The sequence below is a fragment of the Brevundimonas sp. FV1ye7S genome (assembly GCF_058680995.1).
Window position 1 is genome coordinate 3,267,126 of sequence record NZ_CM178726.1, and the last position, 14,110, is coordinate 3,281,235.

The window sequence follows — 14,110 nt, forward strand, 5'->3', positions numbered from 1 at the left end:
CCTGCTTCATGACTCGCACCATCCTCCCCCTCGCCATCGTCGCCATTCTGGGCGGGTGCTCCACCCTGCCGCGTGACGGACCTTCAGGCGCCTCGATCAACGCCGGCGCCACGACGCCCCAGGCTCTGGGCAGCTACGCTCTGGTGCCCCTCACCTATGAAGTCACCGAACGGATGAAGGCGGTGCCGCCCCAGTTCTTCGGCACCCTTGTCGCAGCCTCAAGCGAGCAGCCGGCCGATGTGATCGGCATTGGCGACACCCTGGCCATCTCGATCTACGATCCCTCGGGCTCCCTGTTCGGCGGCGCGCTCGGCAGCGGCTCCAGCGCCAATCGCACTCTGTCGACCCTGTCCGGCGGCTCCCAGGCCCTGCCGGGCGTGACCGTCGACCGCAGCGGCTCGGTCGCCGTGCCCTTCGCCGGCCAGGTCCGCGTCCAGGGTCTGACGGCGCCCCAGGCGGCGGCGGCGGTTCGGCGCGCCCTGGTCGGCAAGGTCGCCAATCCCCAGGTTCTGGTCGGCATCGCCGACAACGCCTCCAATACGGTCAATGTCTTCGGCGACGTGCGCCGGCCCGGTCGCGCGCCGCTGGGCGTCAACAGCGACCGGATTCTGGACGTGATCGCCGCCGCCGGCGGCTCCGCGCGTGAAACCGACGACCTGACCATCAGCGTCCAACGCGGCGGCCAGACCTATACGGCCCCCATGACCGCCGTGACGACGGAGTTCGGCGAGAACGTCCGCCTGCAACGCGGCGACGTGGTCAATGTCCAGTACAAGCCGCGCCGCTTCTCGACCTTCGGCGCCCTGAATGCAGTGACGCAGGTCGACATGCCCGCCGGGGTCATGACCCTGACCGGCGCCATGTCGAAGGTCGGCGGACTGAACACCAATACAGCCAACGCCCGTCGTGTGATGGTCTTCCGCTTCGAGCGTCCGGAAGTGGCGCAAGCCCTGGGGATCAACCAGCCCGCTACCCCGCGGGGCGTGCCCGTGGTCTATGAGCTGAACTTCAACGAGGCGGCCAACGTCTTCGCCGCCACCAATATGCAGATCATGCCGGAAGACGTGATCTATGTGCCCTTGGCCGGCGCCGCCGAGGCGCGGAAATTCTTCGAGTTCGTTCAGACTGTCACTCGCGTGGTCTATGACGTGTCGGTGACCAGCGCCGTCAACATCGACTGAGGTGCCGGGGCGCTGGCGGAGCCTGCTGTCCCAACTGAGCGGCCCCGCGTCCGGTCGCCTTCGAAGGACAGACGACGACAGCGCGGCGGCGGCTCCCTTCGACCGTCCGTCCGATCTCGAGCCGTCTGCGCCGGACCCTCTGGAGATCGCGCTGGTCGAGATCGAGACCGGTGCGCTGGAGGTCTATGCCCGCGCCGGCCTCCCGACCAAGCCGGGCCATTACCGCAAGCCGCCCCGCACGGAGGCCTGGACCTTCATCGCCGCCACGCTGTCGCCAGAGGCGCGCTTCGCCCTGACGCTGGACCATCCCTCAGAGATGGGTTGGCGCTTCGCCCGCCTGCAGGACCTGGGCGCGCGGTCCGGCCGGGCGGACCTTCGCGCTGCGTCCCGTCTGCTGAACGAGATCGCTGATCTGCGGGCGGCCCGTCGCGGGATCCTGAAAGAAGATCATCTGTTGATCGCGCTGGAATTGGGCGGCGCCTGGCGCGCGCTCAGGGACTCAAAGGCCGCAACCGCGCCGCGCCTGACCCTGACGCCTCCCCAATCCGCATCGCCCAAGGCCGCAAAGACGCCCCGAAAACCCCGGGCGAAGCGCGACAAGTCGTCCGAGCCGCGCTAGGAACGCCGCCTTCCCGAACGCCAGAGTCTGCCCATGTCCGACGCGCCCGAATATCCGCCCGAGACCCGTCCGGTCGGACGCATCATCGCCATGCCGGCGGACACCAACCCCGAAGGCGACATCTTCGGCGGCTGGCTGCTGGCCCAGATGGACGTCGCGGGCGCCACCCCGGCCTTCGAACTGGCCCAGGGCCGCTGCGCCACCGTGGCCCTGGACGGCATGGTGTTTCACCAGCCGGTCGCGGTCGGCGACGAGGTCAGCATCTACGCCGACGTCATCAGCACCGGCCGCACCTCGATCCGCATCCATGTCGAGGCCTGGAAACGCGCGCGCGGTCAGCCCCTGGCGACCTCGGTCCGCGTGACCCAGGGCGTCTTCACCTATGTGGCCATCGACGAGAACCGCAAGCCGCGCCCGCTGCCGGGCAAGGAATAGGCGCAAATCTTGACCTGACGCCGGGGCGCGCCTACGTCCCGGCCATGGCCATCCGACGTATCCTCACCATCGACATCCCCGCCGACCTGGCGATTCTGAAACAGGTCTCCAAGCCCGTCGCCGCCGTGGACGACGCCGTGCGTGCGCTGATGGACGACATGCTGGAGACCATGTACGCAGCGCCGGGCATCGGTCTGGCCGCCGTTCAGGTCGGGGCGCTGGATCGGGTCATCGTCATGGATCTGGGCGATCGCGACGGAACCGTCTGCGAAACCGAGGAAGAAGACACGCCGGAAGCCGCCGAGGCGCGCAAGAATCCGCGCTTCTTCGCCAATCCGGAAATCCTGTGGACCTCGGACGAGCTCTACACCTACGAAGAGGGCTGCCTGTCGATCCCCGAGTATTTCGACAAGGTGGAACGCCCGGCCCGCGTCCGCATTCGCTATCTGAACCGTGACGGTCAGTCGGTGGAGGAGGAGGCTTCGGGCCTCTACGCCGTCTGCATCCAGCACGAGATGGACCACCTTAACGGCGTGCTCTTCATCGACCACCTGTCGCGGCTCAAGCGGGATCGCGCCGTGACCAAGGTCAAGAAGGCCGCCCGCGACAGGATCGCCGCCTGATGACCCGACGCCCCACTCGCCCCATCCGCCGCGGCCAGTCCCTGGTCATCGACACCCAAGGCCGCCGTCGCCTGACTCGCAGCCAGAAGATCGGCGTCGCCGGGGTCGCGACCCTGGCCGGCGTCGCCCTGCTGGGCGTGGTGGCGGGTCTGCTGCTGGACCGCCTGCTCGATTTCGACGACGCCCTGGACGCGGGCGGCGAGTGGGATGAGGGCGGCGGCGTCTTCACCCGCTGGCAGTAGGCGGCCTAAACCTCTAAAGGCGTGCCCATGCGCCTTGCCTTCATGGGAACTCCCGACTTCGCCGTGCCGTCCCTGGCCGAGCTGATCGCCTCGGGCCACGAGATCGTCGCCGTCTATTCGCAGCCGCCGCGGCCCCGGGGCCGGGGCCAGAAGCTGACGCCGTCGCCGGTTCACGCCTTCGCCGAAACCATGGGTCTGCCGGTCTTCACGCCCGACAGCATGAAGGCCCCCGAGGCCGTCGCCGACTTCCAGAGCCTGGACCTCGACGCCGCCTGCGTCGTCGCCTACGGCCAGATTCTGAACGCCGAGGTGCTGGCCGCGCCCCGGCTGGGCTGCCTGAACCTGCACGGCTCGCTGCTGCCCCGCTGGCGCGGCGCGGCGCCGATCCAGAGGGCCATCATGGCCGGGGACGCCGAGACCGGGGTCCAGATCATGCAGATGAGCCTGGGCCTGGACGAAGGCCCCATCCTGCTGGGCGAGGTGATGGACATCCGGCCCGACGACACGGCCGCCAGCCTGTCCGAACGCATGGCCCATGTCGGCGCCGGCCTGTGGCCCCGCGCCCTGGCCGCCATCGATCGCGGCGGCGTCACGCCGACCGAACAGGTCGGCGAACCGACCTATGCGAAGAAGATCACCCCCGCCGAGGCCCGCATCGACTGGACCCGTCCGGCGGCCGAGGTGGACGCCCATATTCGCGGCCTGTCGCCCTTCCCCGGCGCCTGGTTCGAAGCCCCGTCTGAGGCCGGCCCGGTGCGGGTCAAGGCCCTGCTGTCGTCCCTCGCTGACGGATCCGGCGCGCCCGGCGCGGTGCTGGACGACGCCCTGACCGTGGCCTGCGGGACCGGCGCCGTGCGGCTGATCCGGGTTCAGCGCGAGGGCAAGGCGGCGCAAGGCGTCGAAGAGATGCTGCGCGGCTTCCCCCTGCCGGCCGGGACCGTGCTCGGCTGATGCCGCGCTACAAGCTGACCCTCGAATACGACGGCACGGCCTACAACGGCTTTCAGGCCCAGGAGGACCAGCCGACGGTTCAGGGCGCGGTCGAGGCCGCCATACTGGCCTTCTCCGGCGAGCGGGTGCGGATCGCCGCTGCGGGCCGCACCGACACCGGCGTCCATGCGACGGCCCAGGTGATCCACGCCGATCTGGAGCGCGACTGGCCGGTGGACACCGTCCTGAACGCCATCAACGCCCATCTGATCAAACAGGACGTCTGCGTCCTGTCGGCCGAATACGCGCCCGATCCGGACTGGCACGCGCGGTTCTCCGCCACCGGGCGGGGCTATCTGTACCGGATCCTGAACCGCCGCCCCCAGCCGGTGCTGGAGCGGGACCGGGTCTGGCACGTCAAGAAGACCCTGGACGCCGAGGCCATGCACCAGGCGGCCCAGGTCCTGGTCGGCCTGCACGACTTCACCACCTTCCGCGACGTGGGCTGCCAGTCCAAGTCGCCGGTCAAGACCCTGGACGTGGCCCGCGTCTCCCGCTTCGGCGAAGAGGTGCATCTGGTCTTCCAGGCCCGCAGCTTCCTGCACCGTCAGGTCCGGTCGATGGCCGGCACCCTGGTCGAGGTGGGTCTGGGCCGCTGGACCGCCCATGACGTCAAGGCGGCGCTGGAGGCGAAGGACCGCGCCCGGTGCGGCCCCGTCGCCCCCTCGGCGGGGCTCTATCTCAGCGGCGTGCGCTACGACTGAACCCCGCCTGCGATCCGGTCAGCCGCGCTGCTGAACCAGAACCTCGGCGATCTGCACCGCGTTCAGGGCCGCGCCCTTCCTCAGATTGTCGTTGGAGACGAACAGGGCCAGGCCGTGTTCGACCGTCGGATCGGGACGCACCCGGCCGACGAAGACCGGATCCTGACCCGCCGCCTCCAGCGGGTTCGGCACGGCGGTGACGACCACGCCCGGCGCCTGGCCCAACAGCTCCAGCGCCTGGGCCGCCGACAGCGCGCGCTCGAACTCGACATTGATCGACAGGGAGTGGCCGGTGAAGACCGGCACCCGGACGCAGGTGCCCGACACCGGCAGGCCGGGGATCTCCAGGATCTTGCGGCTCTCGTCGCGCAGCTTCAGCTCTTCATCGGTATAGCCGTCCTCGCCCAGCGCGTAGTTCAGGGCCACCACATTGGCGGCGATCGGCACGACCCACTTCTCCGGCGCGCCGAAGTCCACGGCCCCGCCGTCGCGGGCCAGGGCCGCGCCCTGCCCCACGGTCTCGCGCGCCTGATCCTCCAGCACGCGTATGCCCTCGATCCCGCCGCCCGACACGGCCTGATAGGTCGAGACCGTCAGACGCTTCAGGCCCGCCGCATCGTGCAGGGGCTTCAGCACCGGCATGGCGGCCATGGTGGTGCAGTTGGGATTGGCGATGATCCCCTTGGGCAGGTTGGCCAGGGCGTGGGGGTTCACCTCGGCGACCACCAGCGGCACTTGCGGATCAGAGCGCCAGGCGGAGGAGTTGTCGATCACCACCGCCCCGGCGGCGGCCACCTTGGGCGCCAAAGCCTTGGACGCAGCCCCGCCGGCCGAGAAGAAGACGATGTCCAGACCGGCGTAGTCGGCTGTCGCCGCGTCCTCGACCACGATCTCGGTCTCGCCGAAGCGGACGGTCTTGCCCGCCGACCGGGCCGAGGCGAACAGGCGCAGCGAGGCCAGCGGGAAGTTCCGCTCGGCCAGCAGGCCGCGCATCATCTCGCCGACGAGGCCGGTGGCGCCGACGATGCCCACGTGGGGGGGATTGGACGGGGAAAAGGACATTCAGGCGTCTCCTGGAAGGATGGAGGCGCGGGGTTCAGCCGGATCGACCGCCCCGCGCATCGGCGGGGCTTGGGATCGGGGTTCGGCGCTTCAGACCTCGCGCACACCCGAAACCGCCCCGCCGAAGCCGGTGGTTTTCGAGGTAATCGCTTTGGTCATGGTGCGGGTCACGGCGACGCTCTCTAAGGGCAAGGATTGGTCGTGTAAACAGGCTTTTGGAGATAAGACCGGCGCGGCGTTCCGTTTTCGACGTCTCAACGCGCAAAAATCCGTCACCCCACGGCAAAACCATCGGGCGGCGCGAAATTACAATGCACCCTCGAAATCAGTGCAATGTGCAAAAGAGTGCAATTCGGCGGGCCTCCCTTCGATATCGACGGACGGGAGTATAGGCCCGCTGGAAGGCATGGTGGGTTGGAGGCCGAATCTTTCAGTCAGGCCGTTGTTTTGCCGACGGAATGTTTTCGGAATTAGGATAGCTGGCTCCCAAGCGGGCCTACCCGGCGGCTGCTAGGGGTGGTTAGCGGACATTCGCGTGTTAGGCTTAAAGGCTGCCGACAAGGGAGAGCCGTAGTGATCATCTCGGAGCGAGACGGACTTTACTCCGCACAGCACGTGACCGGGCCAACTCATAATCTTCTCAGACTGAGGCTCGAACGGGGGCCAGCTCGGGAGTTCGGGGTTGTGGTTCTTCCGCCAGTTGGCAATCCCCCCGCCCATACCGGCCTCACCACCAAAGACGTAGTCGTGCCGATCCGCGATGGCGTTGCCCGCGCAAATAGCGAACTCGGCACAGACTTCGCTGTTCTCGAAGCTCAGATCGTTGAGGACGATAGTCCCCAGCCCGCAGTCTACGAATACATCGCGCGCAAGATCATCGAAGAGGCCGCTCGGAGAGATCAGGTCTGAGTGTCCGCAACGGGTCGATTTGCGAAACTAGCCTCCAGCCCGAAAGCAGACCCCAACGCCCGTTGAAATACTGAGTCCCCTAAGCGGACGTCGAGCATGTCTGAGAGGGGTGGGGGAGCGGACATAGAAATAGGCCCCGACCAGAAATGGCCGGGGCCTTTCACCGTTCTTAAGTGTGCTTGTTCAGGTCAACGTTTTTCTACGCTGGAGCATCACAGCCGCGCTGCCTGCCAGCATCAGGACGAACAGAATCATCGCCCATTCCGTCATCGTCGGCACGGCGGCCGGTCCTCCCGACGAGATTGTAACATTCGGCGCTCTTCTGCTTCCGGCAAAGTCATCGCACTTGCCGGCTGCCTCATTTCTGCAGAGATCCATGAAAATGTCAGGCACGACATAGGTCCCTCCGCCCGTAGAAGGGACAGCCATCAGATCAATGCCGATAACGGATGTGACGCCTACAACACCAACGGCGCTGGTCTGTCCCACATAATATTGGCCGCCCCCGCTCACCCCGCCGGTGAAGCTATAGGTGGCGGCCGCCGGTCCTGTTTCGACGACATTGATGCTGATAAGCCTGTCCGCCTGGGGCAGAGAGGCGTCGAATACGAACGTGCCGCTGATCGACCCGCCAGTGGGCGTCCCGCTGCTCAAAACCGGCGTAGCCGGAATCGTCCATGTAACCGGGGCTGCGAGCGCCGGCGTCGCCATCAGACTGACGGTCGCACCCAGAGCGAGGGCCAAGGCAGAAAGATAGGTCTTGTGGTACATGCAGTCCCCCGACTGTTAACGCGCCGCGCGCATGGCGGCACAACTGAGTGATGCACTATCCGACAATGGCGGTCTCTCGCAATGGCCCGGCCTTGGTTAGAAGAGCCAACGCCCCGGTTGAATGTCCGTATCGGGTCGAAGCATGACTTGAACCTCAGGCCGGAAAGCAGACGTTCTGATCGACCTCCGTCGGCCGTCGTCGTTCTCGACTTGTGGCGAAGGTCCAGCCTCCTGCGGTTTCCGCAGGACAGCCCTTACAAATCCAGATGCAGGAACTGGCTGAACTCATTCGCCTCATAGCCGGCGAAGGGCCCGCCGTCGGTGAAGCCGCGGCGTCGGTACATGGCAAGGGCCGGTTCGAAGGCGTCGCCGCGGCCGGTTTCCAGGCTCAGCCGTTTCACGCCTGCGGCCCGCGCGGTCTCGATGATCTGTTCCAGCAGCACCGCCGCCACGCCGCGCCGCAGATGGTCGGGGTGGGTGCGCATCGACTTCACCTCGGCCTGGTCGGCGTCGATCAGCTTCAGGGCGCCGATGCCGGCCAGGGCCGCGCCGTCCCAGGCGCTCCACACCGTGACGTTCGGCTGAAGCAGGCCGGTCAGGTCCAGGGCGTGGACGTGGCAGGCGGGCGAGGAGGCGTGCATGCCCGACAGGTGGAAGGCCAGCAGGGCGCGAACCGCCTCCCCGCTGAGATCATCCACCCGCAGGGCGAACAGGGGCTCAGACCTTGGACAGGATCAGCGTGCCGTTGGTGCCGCCGAAGCCGAAGCTGTTGGACATGACGTGGGTCAGTTCGCCCTCGTGGCGCTGACGCAGGATCGGCATGCCCTCGAAGGCCGGATCCAGGGTCTCGATATGGGCGCTCTCGGCCGCAAAACCGTTCTGCATCATCAGCAGGCAGTAGATGGCTTCCTGGGCGCCCGCCGCGCCGAGCGAGTGACCCGTCAGCGACTTGGTCGAGGAGATCATCGGCATCTGGTCGCCGAAGACGGCGCGCACGGCCTCCATTTCCTTGGAGTCGCCGACCGGGGTCGAGGTGCCGTGCGGGTTCAGATAGTCGATCACCGGATTTCCGGCCTGTTCCAGCGCGATCTTCATGCAGCGCTGGGCGCCCTCGCCCGAGGGGGCGACCATGTCGTAGCCGTCGGAATTGGCGCCGTAGCCGGTGACTTCGGCCAGAATGGTCGCGCCACGCGCCTTGGCCCGTTCGTATTCTTCCAGCACCACGATGCCCGCGCCGCCCGCAATGACGAAGCCGTCGCGGTTGACGTCATAGGCGCGCGAGGCGACCGAGGGGGTTTCGTTGAAGTCCGAGGACATGGCGCCCATGGCGTCGAACATGTTGGACATCGACCAGTCGATGTCCTCGCAGCCGCCGGCGAAGACCACGTCCTGCTTGCCCCACTGGATCTGTTCGACCCCGGCGCCGATGCAGTGGGCGGATGTCGCGCAGGCCGAGCTGATCGAATAGTTGATTCCGCGCATCTGGAACCAGGTCGCCAGCACCGCCGAGGGGCCGGACGCCATGGCTTTCGGCACCGCGAACGGGCCGATCCGCTTGGGCGAATTCTTCTCGATCGTGGTGGCGGCGGCTTGCAGAATGATCTGGGTCGAGGGGCCGCCCTCGCCGACGATCAGGCCGATGCGGTCGTCGCGAATCTCTTCGGCCGTCATGCCCGACGACTTCAGCGCCTCTTCGAAGGCCACATGCGCCCAGGCGGTGCCGTTGGCCAGGAAGCGGGCGGCGCGACGGTCGACCAATTCCTCCCACGGGCCGATCTTGGGCGGGGCCCAGACCTGGCTGCGGAAGCCGTATTTGGCGTGATCGGGCGCATGGACGACGCCCGAACGGGCTTCGCGCAGGGACTGGGTCACCTCTTCGGCGCCGTGGCCGATGGAAGAGACGATGCCCAGGCCGGTGACGACGACACGACGCATGGTGTTTCCTTCTTAAGCTTCTCGACCCGGGGGTCTTCCGCGCTGTCCGCGGTTATATAGGGGTTTAGGCGCCCGCTTGCTCATCCTTGGCGGCGCCAAAGAGTCCCACCCGCATGTCGTTGCAGGTGTAGATGACCTCGCCGTCGGCCTCCAGCACGCCGTCGGCGATGCCCATGACCAGTTTGCGATTGATGACCCGCTTCAGGTTGATCTTGTAGACCACCTTCTTGATGTCCGGGGTGACCTGGCCCGTGAACTTGACCTCGCCGACGCCCAGGGCGCGGCCGCGGCCCGGACCGCCGATCCAGCCCAGATAGAAGCCGACCAACTGCCACATGGCGTCCAGGCCCAGGCAGCCGGGCATGACCGGGTCGCCGATGAAGTGGCACTGGAAGAACCAGAGCTCGGGATTGATGTCGAGTTCGGCCTCGACATAGCCCTTGCCGTGCGCGCCGCCGTCGGCCGATATCTGGGTGATCCGGTCGAACATCAGCATCGGCGGGGCGGGCAGTTGCGCATTGCCGGGACCGAACAGTTCGCCGCGCCCGGAGGCGAGCAGGGCCTCGTGATCGAAGGACGAGGGATATTGGGACTGGGTCAAGGCGGTTCCGTTACGTCTGCTGTTGCTGGCGGGTTACACGACCGCGCGACTTCGCTCAACACCAAGGGTTACGGCGGTCAGTCCCGACCGGTCCCGGCGGGGCGGTTGGCGTTGCACAGCGCCCTCTGCTGGGTTCCGAACACCGCCCGTTCCTGGACCCAGCCGCTCAGGCGGCGCGCCCGAACCTGGCACCAGCCGTCCTCGCACTCGTCCAGCGACACCAGCGAACGGGGCGACAGGCGCGCCCGCACGGCCGAGGCCTGGGACTTGCCGGCGTGGATCATCACTTCCTCGGGCGAGGTGTTGAAGACGGAGCGGCGGCCCGACGACACCGTGCGGTGGATCCAGGCCACGGCCCCGTCCGGGTCGCAGATCTTGCGCCATTCCGTCGTCTCGGCGACCACCTGCACCGGCAGGCCGGCGGCGCGGTATTCCCACAGGATCGGATAATCCAGCCCCGGCCCCTGACGCGCGCGGACGTGCGACGACTTCAGCGAGATCCAGCGCGGCACCTCCAGCCCCGTCGGCGTGGGCCGGCCGTCGGGCATGGTCGCGCCTGCGCCGGCCATGACGCCCAGCCCCAGAATGGCCAGGGCGAGGGCGCTGCGGCGTCGCAGGCTTTGGAAGATGGCGGAGGCTTTGCTAGACACTGGATGGAACGACCCGTCGCGCGGGCTTTCGATCCTGAAATCGCCGCCCGCTAACCAAGGCCCGCAATGTCCGTCCGCAAGCTTAAGGTCGTATTAACCAGACGCCTGCCCGACGCGGTCGAGACGCGGATGCGCGAGCTTTTCGACGCCGAGCTGAACCTGAAGGACCAGCCGATGGACCGGGCGGCGCTTCAGGCGGCGGTTCAGCGCGCCGAGGTTCTGGTCCCCACCATCACCGACGTCATCGACGCCGACCTGATCAATGGCGCAGGCGATCAGCTGAAGATGATCGCCAACTTCGGCGCCGGGGTGGACCATATCGACATCGACGCGGCCGTGGCGCGCGGGATCATCGTCACCAACACCCCCGGCGTCCTGACCGAGGACACCGCCGACCTGGCCATGAGCCTGATCCTGGCCGTCAGCCGCCGCATCGTCGAGGGCGCCCAGGTGGTGGCCGAGGGGCGGTTCGAGGGCTGGACCCCGACCTGGATGTGCGGCCGCAAACTGTGGGGCAAGCGGCTGGGCATCGTCGGCATGGGCCGGATCGGCCAGGCCCTGGCCCGGCGCGCCAGGGCCTTCGGCCTGCAGGTCCATTATCACAACAGGAAACCCGTCTCGGCCCTGATCGAGGAAGAACTGGGCGCGACCTACTGGGACGATCTGGACCAGATGCTGGCGCGGATGGACATCGTCTCGCTGAACTGCCCGGCGACGAAAGACACGCATCATCTGCTGTCCGCCGAACGCCTGGCCCGGCTTCAGCCCCACGCCATCCTGATCAACACCGCCCGCGGCGATCTGATCGACGAGGCGGCCCTGTCACAAGCGGTGGCGACGCGGTCTTTGTCCGGCGTCGGCCTGGACGTGTTCGAGAACGAGCCGGCCATCCACCCCGGCCTGCTGGGCCAGCCCAATGTCGTGCTGCTGCCCCATCTGGGCTCGGCGACGCTGGAGGCGCGCCAGGACATGGGCGACCGGGTCATCGCCAATGTCATGACCTACCAGAACGGCCACCGCCCGCCGGATCGGGTCATTCCAGCCATGCTTTAGGGCGCGGCCAGAAGGCGTTCGGCCGCCTCCGGATATTTCTGCGCCAGCCGCGCGGCCCAGTCAGCCTTCATCGCCAGGGGCGACCGGACCTCGCGGACGCGGCGCTCGACCAGGGCGGCGGCCTCGCGGTGGGCGGGCCAGTTCATCAGGAAGCCCAGGGCGGTCTCGAAATCGGCGTAGGTCGCGGCATGGGCCAGGGCGCGGTCCAGGGCCTCGACATCGTCGAAGTCGGGCAGACGGGCGAGATAGTCCCGTAACGCCGGCGCTGAGAGGTCGCGTTCGAACATCGCCCAACGCAGGTCCTGGGCCTCGGCCTTGCGCCCCTCGGCGTCGAGCAGGTCGATGGAAGCCGCCTCCCAGGCGGGGGGCAGGGGCGGCGGGCCCGCTGCGGGCGACCGACCGAAGGTGAAGCGCCGGTTCGCGGCCGACGGCTTCAACGCCGCCTCCAGGGCCTGCCGCGCTTCGGCGATCCGTCCGGCCGCCAGCAGCCGCCGCGCCGCCGCCGCCGCGAAGTCCGGCGAGCCCTGTTCGTCCGGTGTGACCAAGGACAGCCACAGATCCAGATTCTCGGCCCGGTCCGCCAGTCGCCGGATCGCCGTGCGCGCGCCGCGGACGCCCGAACTGGTGTCCAGCCCCGCCAGCACGGCCCGCGCCAGTTCCGGCGTCAGGGCCTCGCCCGCCGCGCCGATCCAGCGGGCGTAGTCGAGCGGATGGCGTTCGATCGCGGCGGCCAGACGTTCCATCGCCGCCGGATCCATGAGGGCCGTCTGGGCGACCGTCCAAAGCTCGGGAGCCGCCGCCTCGAACGCCGCCGTCATCTCGCCGCGCGGATCCTTGACCCGCAAGGTCAGACCGCGAAACAGATCGAACCAGGCGATCAACCGGTCCAGCCCGGCGACGGGCGCCCTGGGCGCCAGATCATCCACCACCGCGCGGCGCAGCATGTCGAGGTCGCGCAGCAGGTCCGGCCGTTTGCGCCAGGATACCCGCGCCCGTGCAGACGCCAGGGCCGTCAGCCGCTTGTCCAGCTCGACCGTCAGGGGCTCGACCCCCGCCTCGGCCGCCAGCACCAGCCGCAGACGACGCTTCAGCAAGGCGTCGCCGTCCGCCGCCTGCATTAACAGCTCGCCCAGCCGATCCGCCCCCAGGGACGCCAGACTGGCGGCGTTCAGACGTTTGGGCGAGGCGGGGCGTCGGGCCATCGGGTCTCCTTTTCACAAGTCTGTCGAACCGGACTCACACGGCTGTCGAAAACCACGGGCAGGGGAGGAACCGCCGCGAGCGAGCTTCGTTTCCGGCGACCTGTCTGAGGAAGCGTGCGTTGGACTCCTACTATTGTATCGTCAACCTGCCGGGCGTTCCGGTGCGTGACATCTGTGTTCTGGGCGCGAGCGACGACTCGGCGGCGAATCAGGCTCTGGCCGAGCTCGCCCGGACCTGGGTCGGTTTCGAGACCCTCTATCTGTACTGCGGCGAGCGGCTGGTGACGGTGCTCAGCAACCCCGCCCTGGGCTTCGCGCCGCACACCCCGGATCTGGATCTGGCCGACGTCCGTTTCGCCACGGCCGCCTGAGGGTCAGCCGCCGCAAACCGGGCACTGGGGGTCGGCCGTCACCCGCACCGTCCGCGCCGTCGCCGCCAGACCGTCGTACAGCATCAGCCGCCCGGCCAGAGCCTCGCCCGCCCCCGTGATCAGCTTGATCGTCTCCAGCGCCGCCATCGACCCGACCACGCCCGCCAGGGCGCCGACCACGCCGACACGGGCGCAGGTCTCGGCGTCCGGCGGGATCTCGGGCACCAGGCACTGGTAACAGGGCCGACCGGCGAACACCCCCACCTGGCCGCTCCATCTCCCCAGCGCGCCCGAGACCAGAGGCTTGTCGGCCGCCACGCAGGCGGCGTTGACGATCAGCCGGGTCTCGAAATCATCGGTCCCGTCCAGCACGATGTCGAAACCGCCGATCCGATCGGCGGCGTTGTCCGGCGTCAGCCGTTCGGCCAAGGTCTGGATCGTCACATGCGGGTTCAGCCCGCCCAGGCGTTCGGCGGCCGCTTCGACCTTGGGCCGGCCCACCTCGGGCGTGGAAAAGGCGATCTGTCGCTGCAGGTTCGACAAACCCACCACGTCGTCGTCGATCAGACCCAACGTCCCGACGCCGGCTGCGGCCAGATAGAGGGCCGCCGGCGCGCCCACGCCGCCGGCCCCGACGATCAGCACCCGCGCACGCTTCAGGGCCTGCTGGCCCGGCCCCCCGATCTCGGACAGGACCAGATGCCGGGCGTAGCGTTCGACTTCGTCTTCAGAGAAAACCATGCCCTTCTCTAGCGAGGGGCA

18 protein-coding genes are annotated in these 14,110 nt (G+C 68.1%); 10 read left to right on the forward strand and 8 right to left on the reverse strand.

Features of this window, described 5'->3' with window-relative positions; translation table 11 throughout:
* Nucleotides 1-8 precede the first annotated feature (8 nt).
* From ACW18C_RS15910 to truA, 7 genes are read left to right on the forward strand one after another with little or no spacing between them, the layout of a single operon-like run.
* Nucleotides 9-1,181, forward strand: coding sequence for a polysaccharide biosynthesis/export family protein (locus ACW18C_RS15910; RefSeq protein WP_492071942.1), 1,173 nt, complete (start codon nt 9-11; stop codon nt 1,179-1,181).
* A gap of 1 nt (nt 1,182) precedes the next feature.
* The gene (locus ACW18C_RS15915) at nt 1,183-1,800 is read left to right on the forward strand and encodes a hypothetical protein (protein WP_492071943.1); all 618 of its coding nucleotides are present in this window, start codon (nt 1,183-1,185) and stop codon (nt 1,798-1,800) included.
* Nucleotides 1,801-1,833: 33 nt separating this feature from the next.
* Nucleotides 1,834-2,235, forward strand: coding sequence for an acyl-CoA thioesterase (locus ACW18C_RS15920; RefSeq protein ID WP_008260913.1), 402 nt, complete (start codon nt 1,834-1,836; stop codon nt 2,233-2,235).
* A gap of 44 nt (nt 2,236-2,279) precedes the next feature.
* Nucleotides 2,280-2,858 (forward strand): peptide deformylase, encoded by a 579-nt coding sequence (def, locus tag ACW18C_RS15925; protein ID WP_492071945.1) that lies wholly within the window; start codon nt 2,280-2,282, stop codon nt 2,856-2,858.
* On the forward strand, nt 2,858-3,100 hold the full coding sequence (locus ACW18C_RS15930) for a hypothetical protein (RefSeq protein WP_426025816.1): 243 nt from the start codon (nt 2,858-2,860) through the stop codon (nt 3,098-3,100). Before def ends, ACW18C_RS15930 begins: the two co-directional genes overlap by 1 nt.
* Nucleotides 3,101-3,127: 27 nt before the next feature.
* Nucleotides 3,128-4,051: a methionyl-tRNA formyltransferase gene (gene fmt, locus ACW18C_RS15935; RefSeq protein WP_492071947.1), complete on the forward strand. Its 924-nt coding sequence runs from the start codon at nt 3,128-3,130 to the stop codon at nt 4,049-4,051.
* Nucleotides 4,051-4,794 (forward strand): tRNA pseudouridine(38-40) synthase TruA, encoded by a 744-nt coding sequence (truA, locus tag ACW18C_RS15940; protein WP_492071949.1) that lies wholly within the window; start codon nt 4,051-4,053, stop codon nt 4,792-4,794. The genes fmt and truA overlap by 1 nt, the downstream gene beginning before the upstream one ends.
* 18 nt (nt 4,795-4,812) lie before the next feature.
* Here truA and ACW18C_RS15945 read toward each other — a convergent pair whose 3' ends face one another.
* Nucleotides 4,813-5,856 carry an aspartate-semialdehyde dehydrogenase gene (locus tag ACW18C_RS15945; protein WP_492071950.1) on the reverse strand — a complete coding sequence of 348 codons (1,044 nt, stop codon included), beginning with the start codon at nt 5,854-5,856 and terminating at the stop codon, nt 4,813-4,815.
* 747 nt (nt 5,857-6,603) lie between these two features.
* Here ACW18C_RS15945 and ACW18C_RS15950 point away from each other — a divergent pair.
* Entirely contained in the window at nt 6,604-6,765 is a 162-nt protein-coding gene (locus ACW18C_RS15950; RefSeq protein ID WP_492071951.1) for a hypothetical protein, read from the forward strand.
* 183 nt (nt 6,766-6,948) lie between these two features.
* Here the strand turns inward: ACW18C_RS15950 and ACW18C_RS15955 are convergent, their stop codons facing one another.
* The 5 genes from ACW18C_RS15955 to ACW18C_RS15975 form a co-directional block, all read right to left on the reverse strand.
* Nucleotides 6,949-7,536 carry an IPTL-CTERM sorting domain-containing protein gene (locus ACW18C_RS15955; RefSeq protein ID WP_492071952.1) on the reverse strand — a complete coding sequence of 196 codons (588 nt, stop codon included), beginning with the start codon at nt 7,534-7,536 and terminating at the stop codon, nt 6,949-6,951.
* 254 nt (nt 7,537-7,790) lie between these two features.
* Entirely contained in the window at nt 7,791-8,234 is a 444-nt protein-coding gene (locus ACW18C_RS15960; protein WP_492071953.1) for a GNAT family N-acetyltransferase, read from the reverse strand.
* 19 nt (nt 8,235-8,253) lie between these two features.
* The gene (gene fabB, locus ACW18C_RS15965; RefSeq protein WP_492071955.1) at nt 8,254-9,471 is read right to left on the reverse strand and encodes a beta-ketoacyl-ACP synthase I; all 1,218 of its coding nucleotides are present in this window, start codon (nt 9,469-9,471) and stop codon (nt 8,254-8,256) included.
* Between the two features lie 64 nt (nt 9,472-9,535).
* On the reverse strand, nt 9,536-10,072 hold the full coding sequence (gene fabA, locus ACW18C_RS15970; protein ID WP_008263519.1) for a 3-hydroxyacyl-[acyl-carrier-protein] dehydratase FabA: 537 nt from the start codon (nt 10,070-10,072) through the stop codon (nt 9,536-9,538).
* Between the two features lie 77 nt (nt 10,073-10,149).
* The gene (locus ACW18C_RS15975) at nt 10,150-10,722 is read right to left on the reverse strand and encodes an SH3 domain-containing protein (RefSeq protein ID WP_492071957.1); all 573 of its coding nucleotides are present in this window, start codon (nt 10,720-10,722) and stop codon (nt 10,150-10,152) included.
* A gap of 66 nt (nt 10,723-10,788) precedes the next feature.
* On the opposite strand from ACW18C_RS15975, the gene ACW18C_RS15980 reads away from it, so the two are divergent.
* Nucleotides 10,789-11,775, forward strand: a complete 987-nt coding sequence (locus ACW18C_RS15980; RefSeq protein WP_008262236.1) for a 2-hydroxyacid dehydrogenase — start codon at nt 10,789-10,791, stop codon at nt 11,773-11,775.
* Here the strand turns inward: ACW18C_RS15980 and ACW18C_RS15985 are convergent.
* Nucleotides 11,772-12,977, reverse strand: a complete 1,206-nt coding sequence (locus tag ACW18C_RS15985; RefSeq protein ID WP_492071959.1) for a DUF6880 family protein — start codon at nt 12,975-12,977, stop codon at nt 11,772-11,774. The two genes, ACW18C_RS15980 and ACW18C_RS15985, sit on opposite strands and share 4 nt — an antisense overlap.
* A gap of 119 nt (nt 12,978-13,096) precedes the next feature.
* Here ACW18C_RS15985 and ACW18C_RS15990 point away from each other — a divergent pair, with 119 nt between their 5' ends.
* A complete protein-coding gene (locus ACW18C_RS15990) occupies nt 13,097-13,348 on the forward strand; it encodes a hypothetical protein (RefSeq protein ID WP_492071960.1) in 252 nt (83 codons plus the stop codon).
* A 3-nt stretch (nt 13,349-13,351) separates the two neighbouring features.
* Here ACW18C_RS15990 and ACW18C_RS15995 read toward each other — a convergent pair whose 3' ends face one another.
* Nucleotides 13,352-14,089, reverse strand: coding sequence for a HesA/MoeB/ThiF family protein (locus ACW18C_RS15995; RefSeq protein ID WP_492071961.1), 738 nt, complete (start codon nt 14,087-14,089; stop codon nt 13,352-13,354).
* Between the last annotated feature and the right edge of the window lie 21 nt (nt 14,090-14,110).

Bases quoted from the DNA above. Each gene is read 5' to 3' on its own strand.
- ACW18C_RS15910 (WP_492071942.1), top strand. From the start codon at position 9: ATGACTCGCACCATCCTCCCCCTCGCCATCGTCGCCATTCTGGGCGGG.
- ACW18C_RS15920 (WP_008260913.1), top strand. From the start codon at position 1,834: ATGTCCGACGCGCCCGAATATCCGCCCGAGACCCGTCCGGTCGGACGC.
- def (WP_492071945.1), top strand. From the start codon at position 2,280: ATGGCCATCCGACGTATCCTCACCATCGACATCCCCGCCGACCTGGCG.
- ACW18C_RS15930 (WP_426025816.1), top strand. From the start codon at position 2,858: ATGACCCGACGCCCCACTCGCCCCATCCGCCGCGGCCAGTCCCTGGTC.
- fmt (WP_492071947.1), top strand. From the start codon at position 3,128: ATGCGCCTTGCCTTCATGGGAACTCCCGACTTCGCCGTGCCGTCCCTG.
- truA (WP_492071949.1), top strand. From the start codon at position 4,051: ATGCCGCGCTACAAGCTGACCCTCGAATACGACGGCACGGCCTACAAC.
- ACW18C_RS15945 (WP_492071950.1), bottom strand. From the start codon at position 5,856: ATGTCCTTTTCCCCGTCCAATCCCCCCCACGTGGGCATCGTCGGCGCC.
- ACW18C_RS15955 (WP_492071952.1), bottom strand. From the start codon at position 7,536: ATGTACCACAAGACCTATCTTTCTGCCTTGGCCCTCGCTCTGGGTGCG.
- fabB (WP_492071955.1), bottom strand. From the start codon at position 9,471: ATGCGTCGTGTCGTCGTCACCGGCCTGGGCATCGTCTCTTCCATCGGC.
- ACW18C_RS15980 (WP_008262236.1), top strand. From the start codon at position 10,789: ATGTCCGTCCGCAAGCTTAAGGTCGTATTAACCAGACGCCTGCCCGAC.
- ACW18C_RS15985 (WP_492071959.1), bottom strand. From the start codon at position 12,977: ATGGCCCGACGCCCCGCCTCGCCCAAACGTCTGAACGCCGCCAGTCTG.
- ACW18C_RS15995 (WP_492071961.1), bottom strand. From the start codon at position 14,089: ATGGTTTTCTCTGAAGACGAAGTCGAACGCTACGCCCGGCATCTGGTC.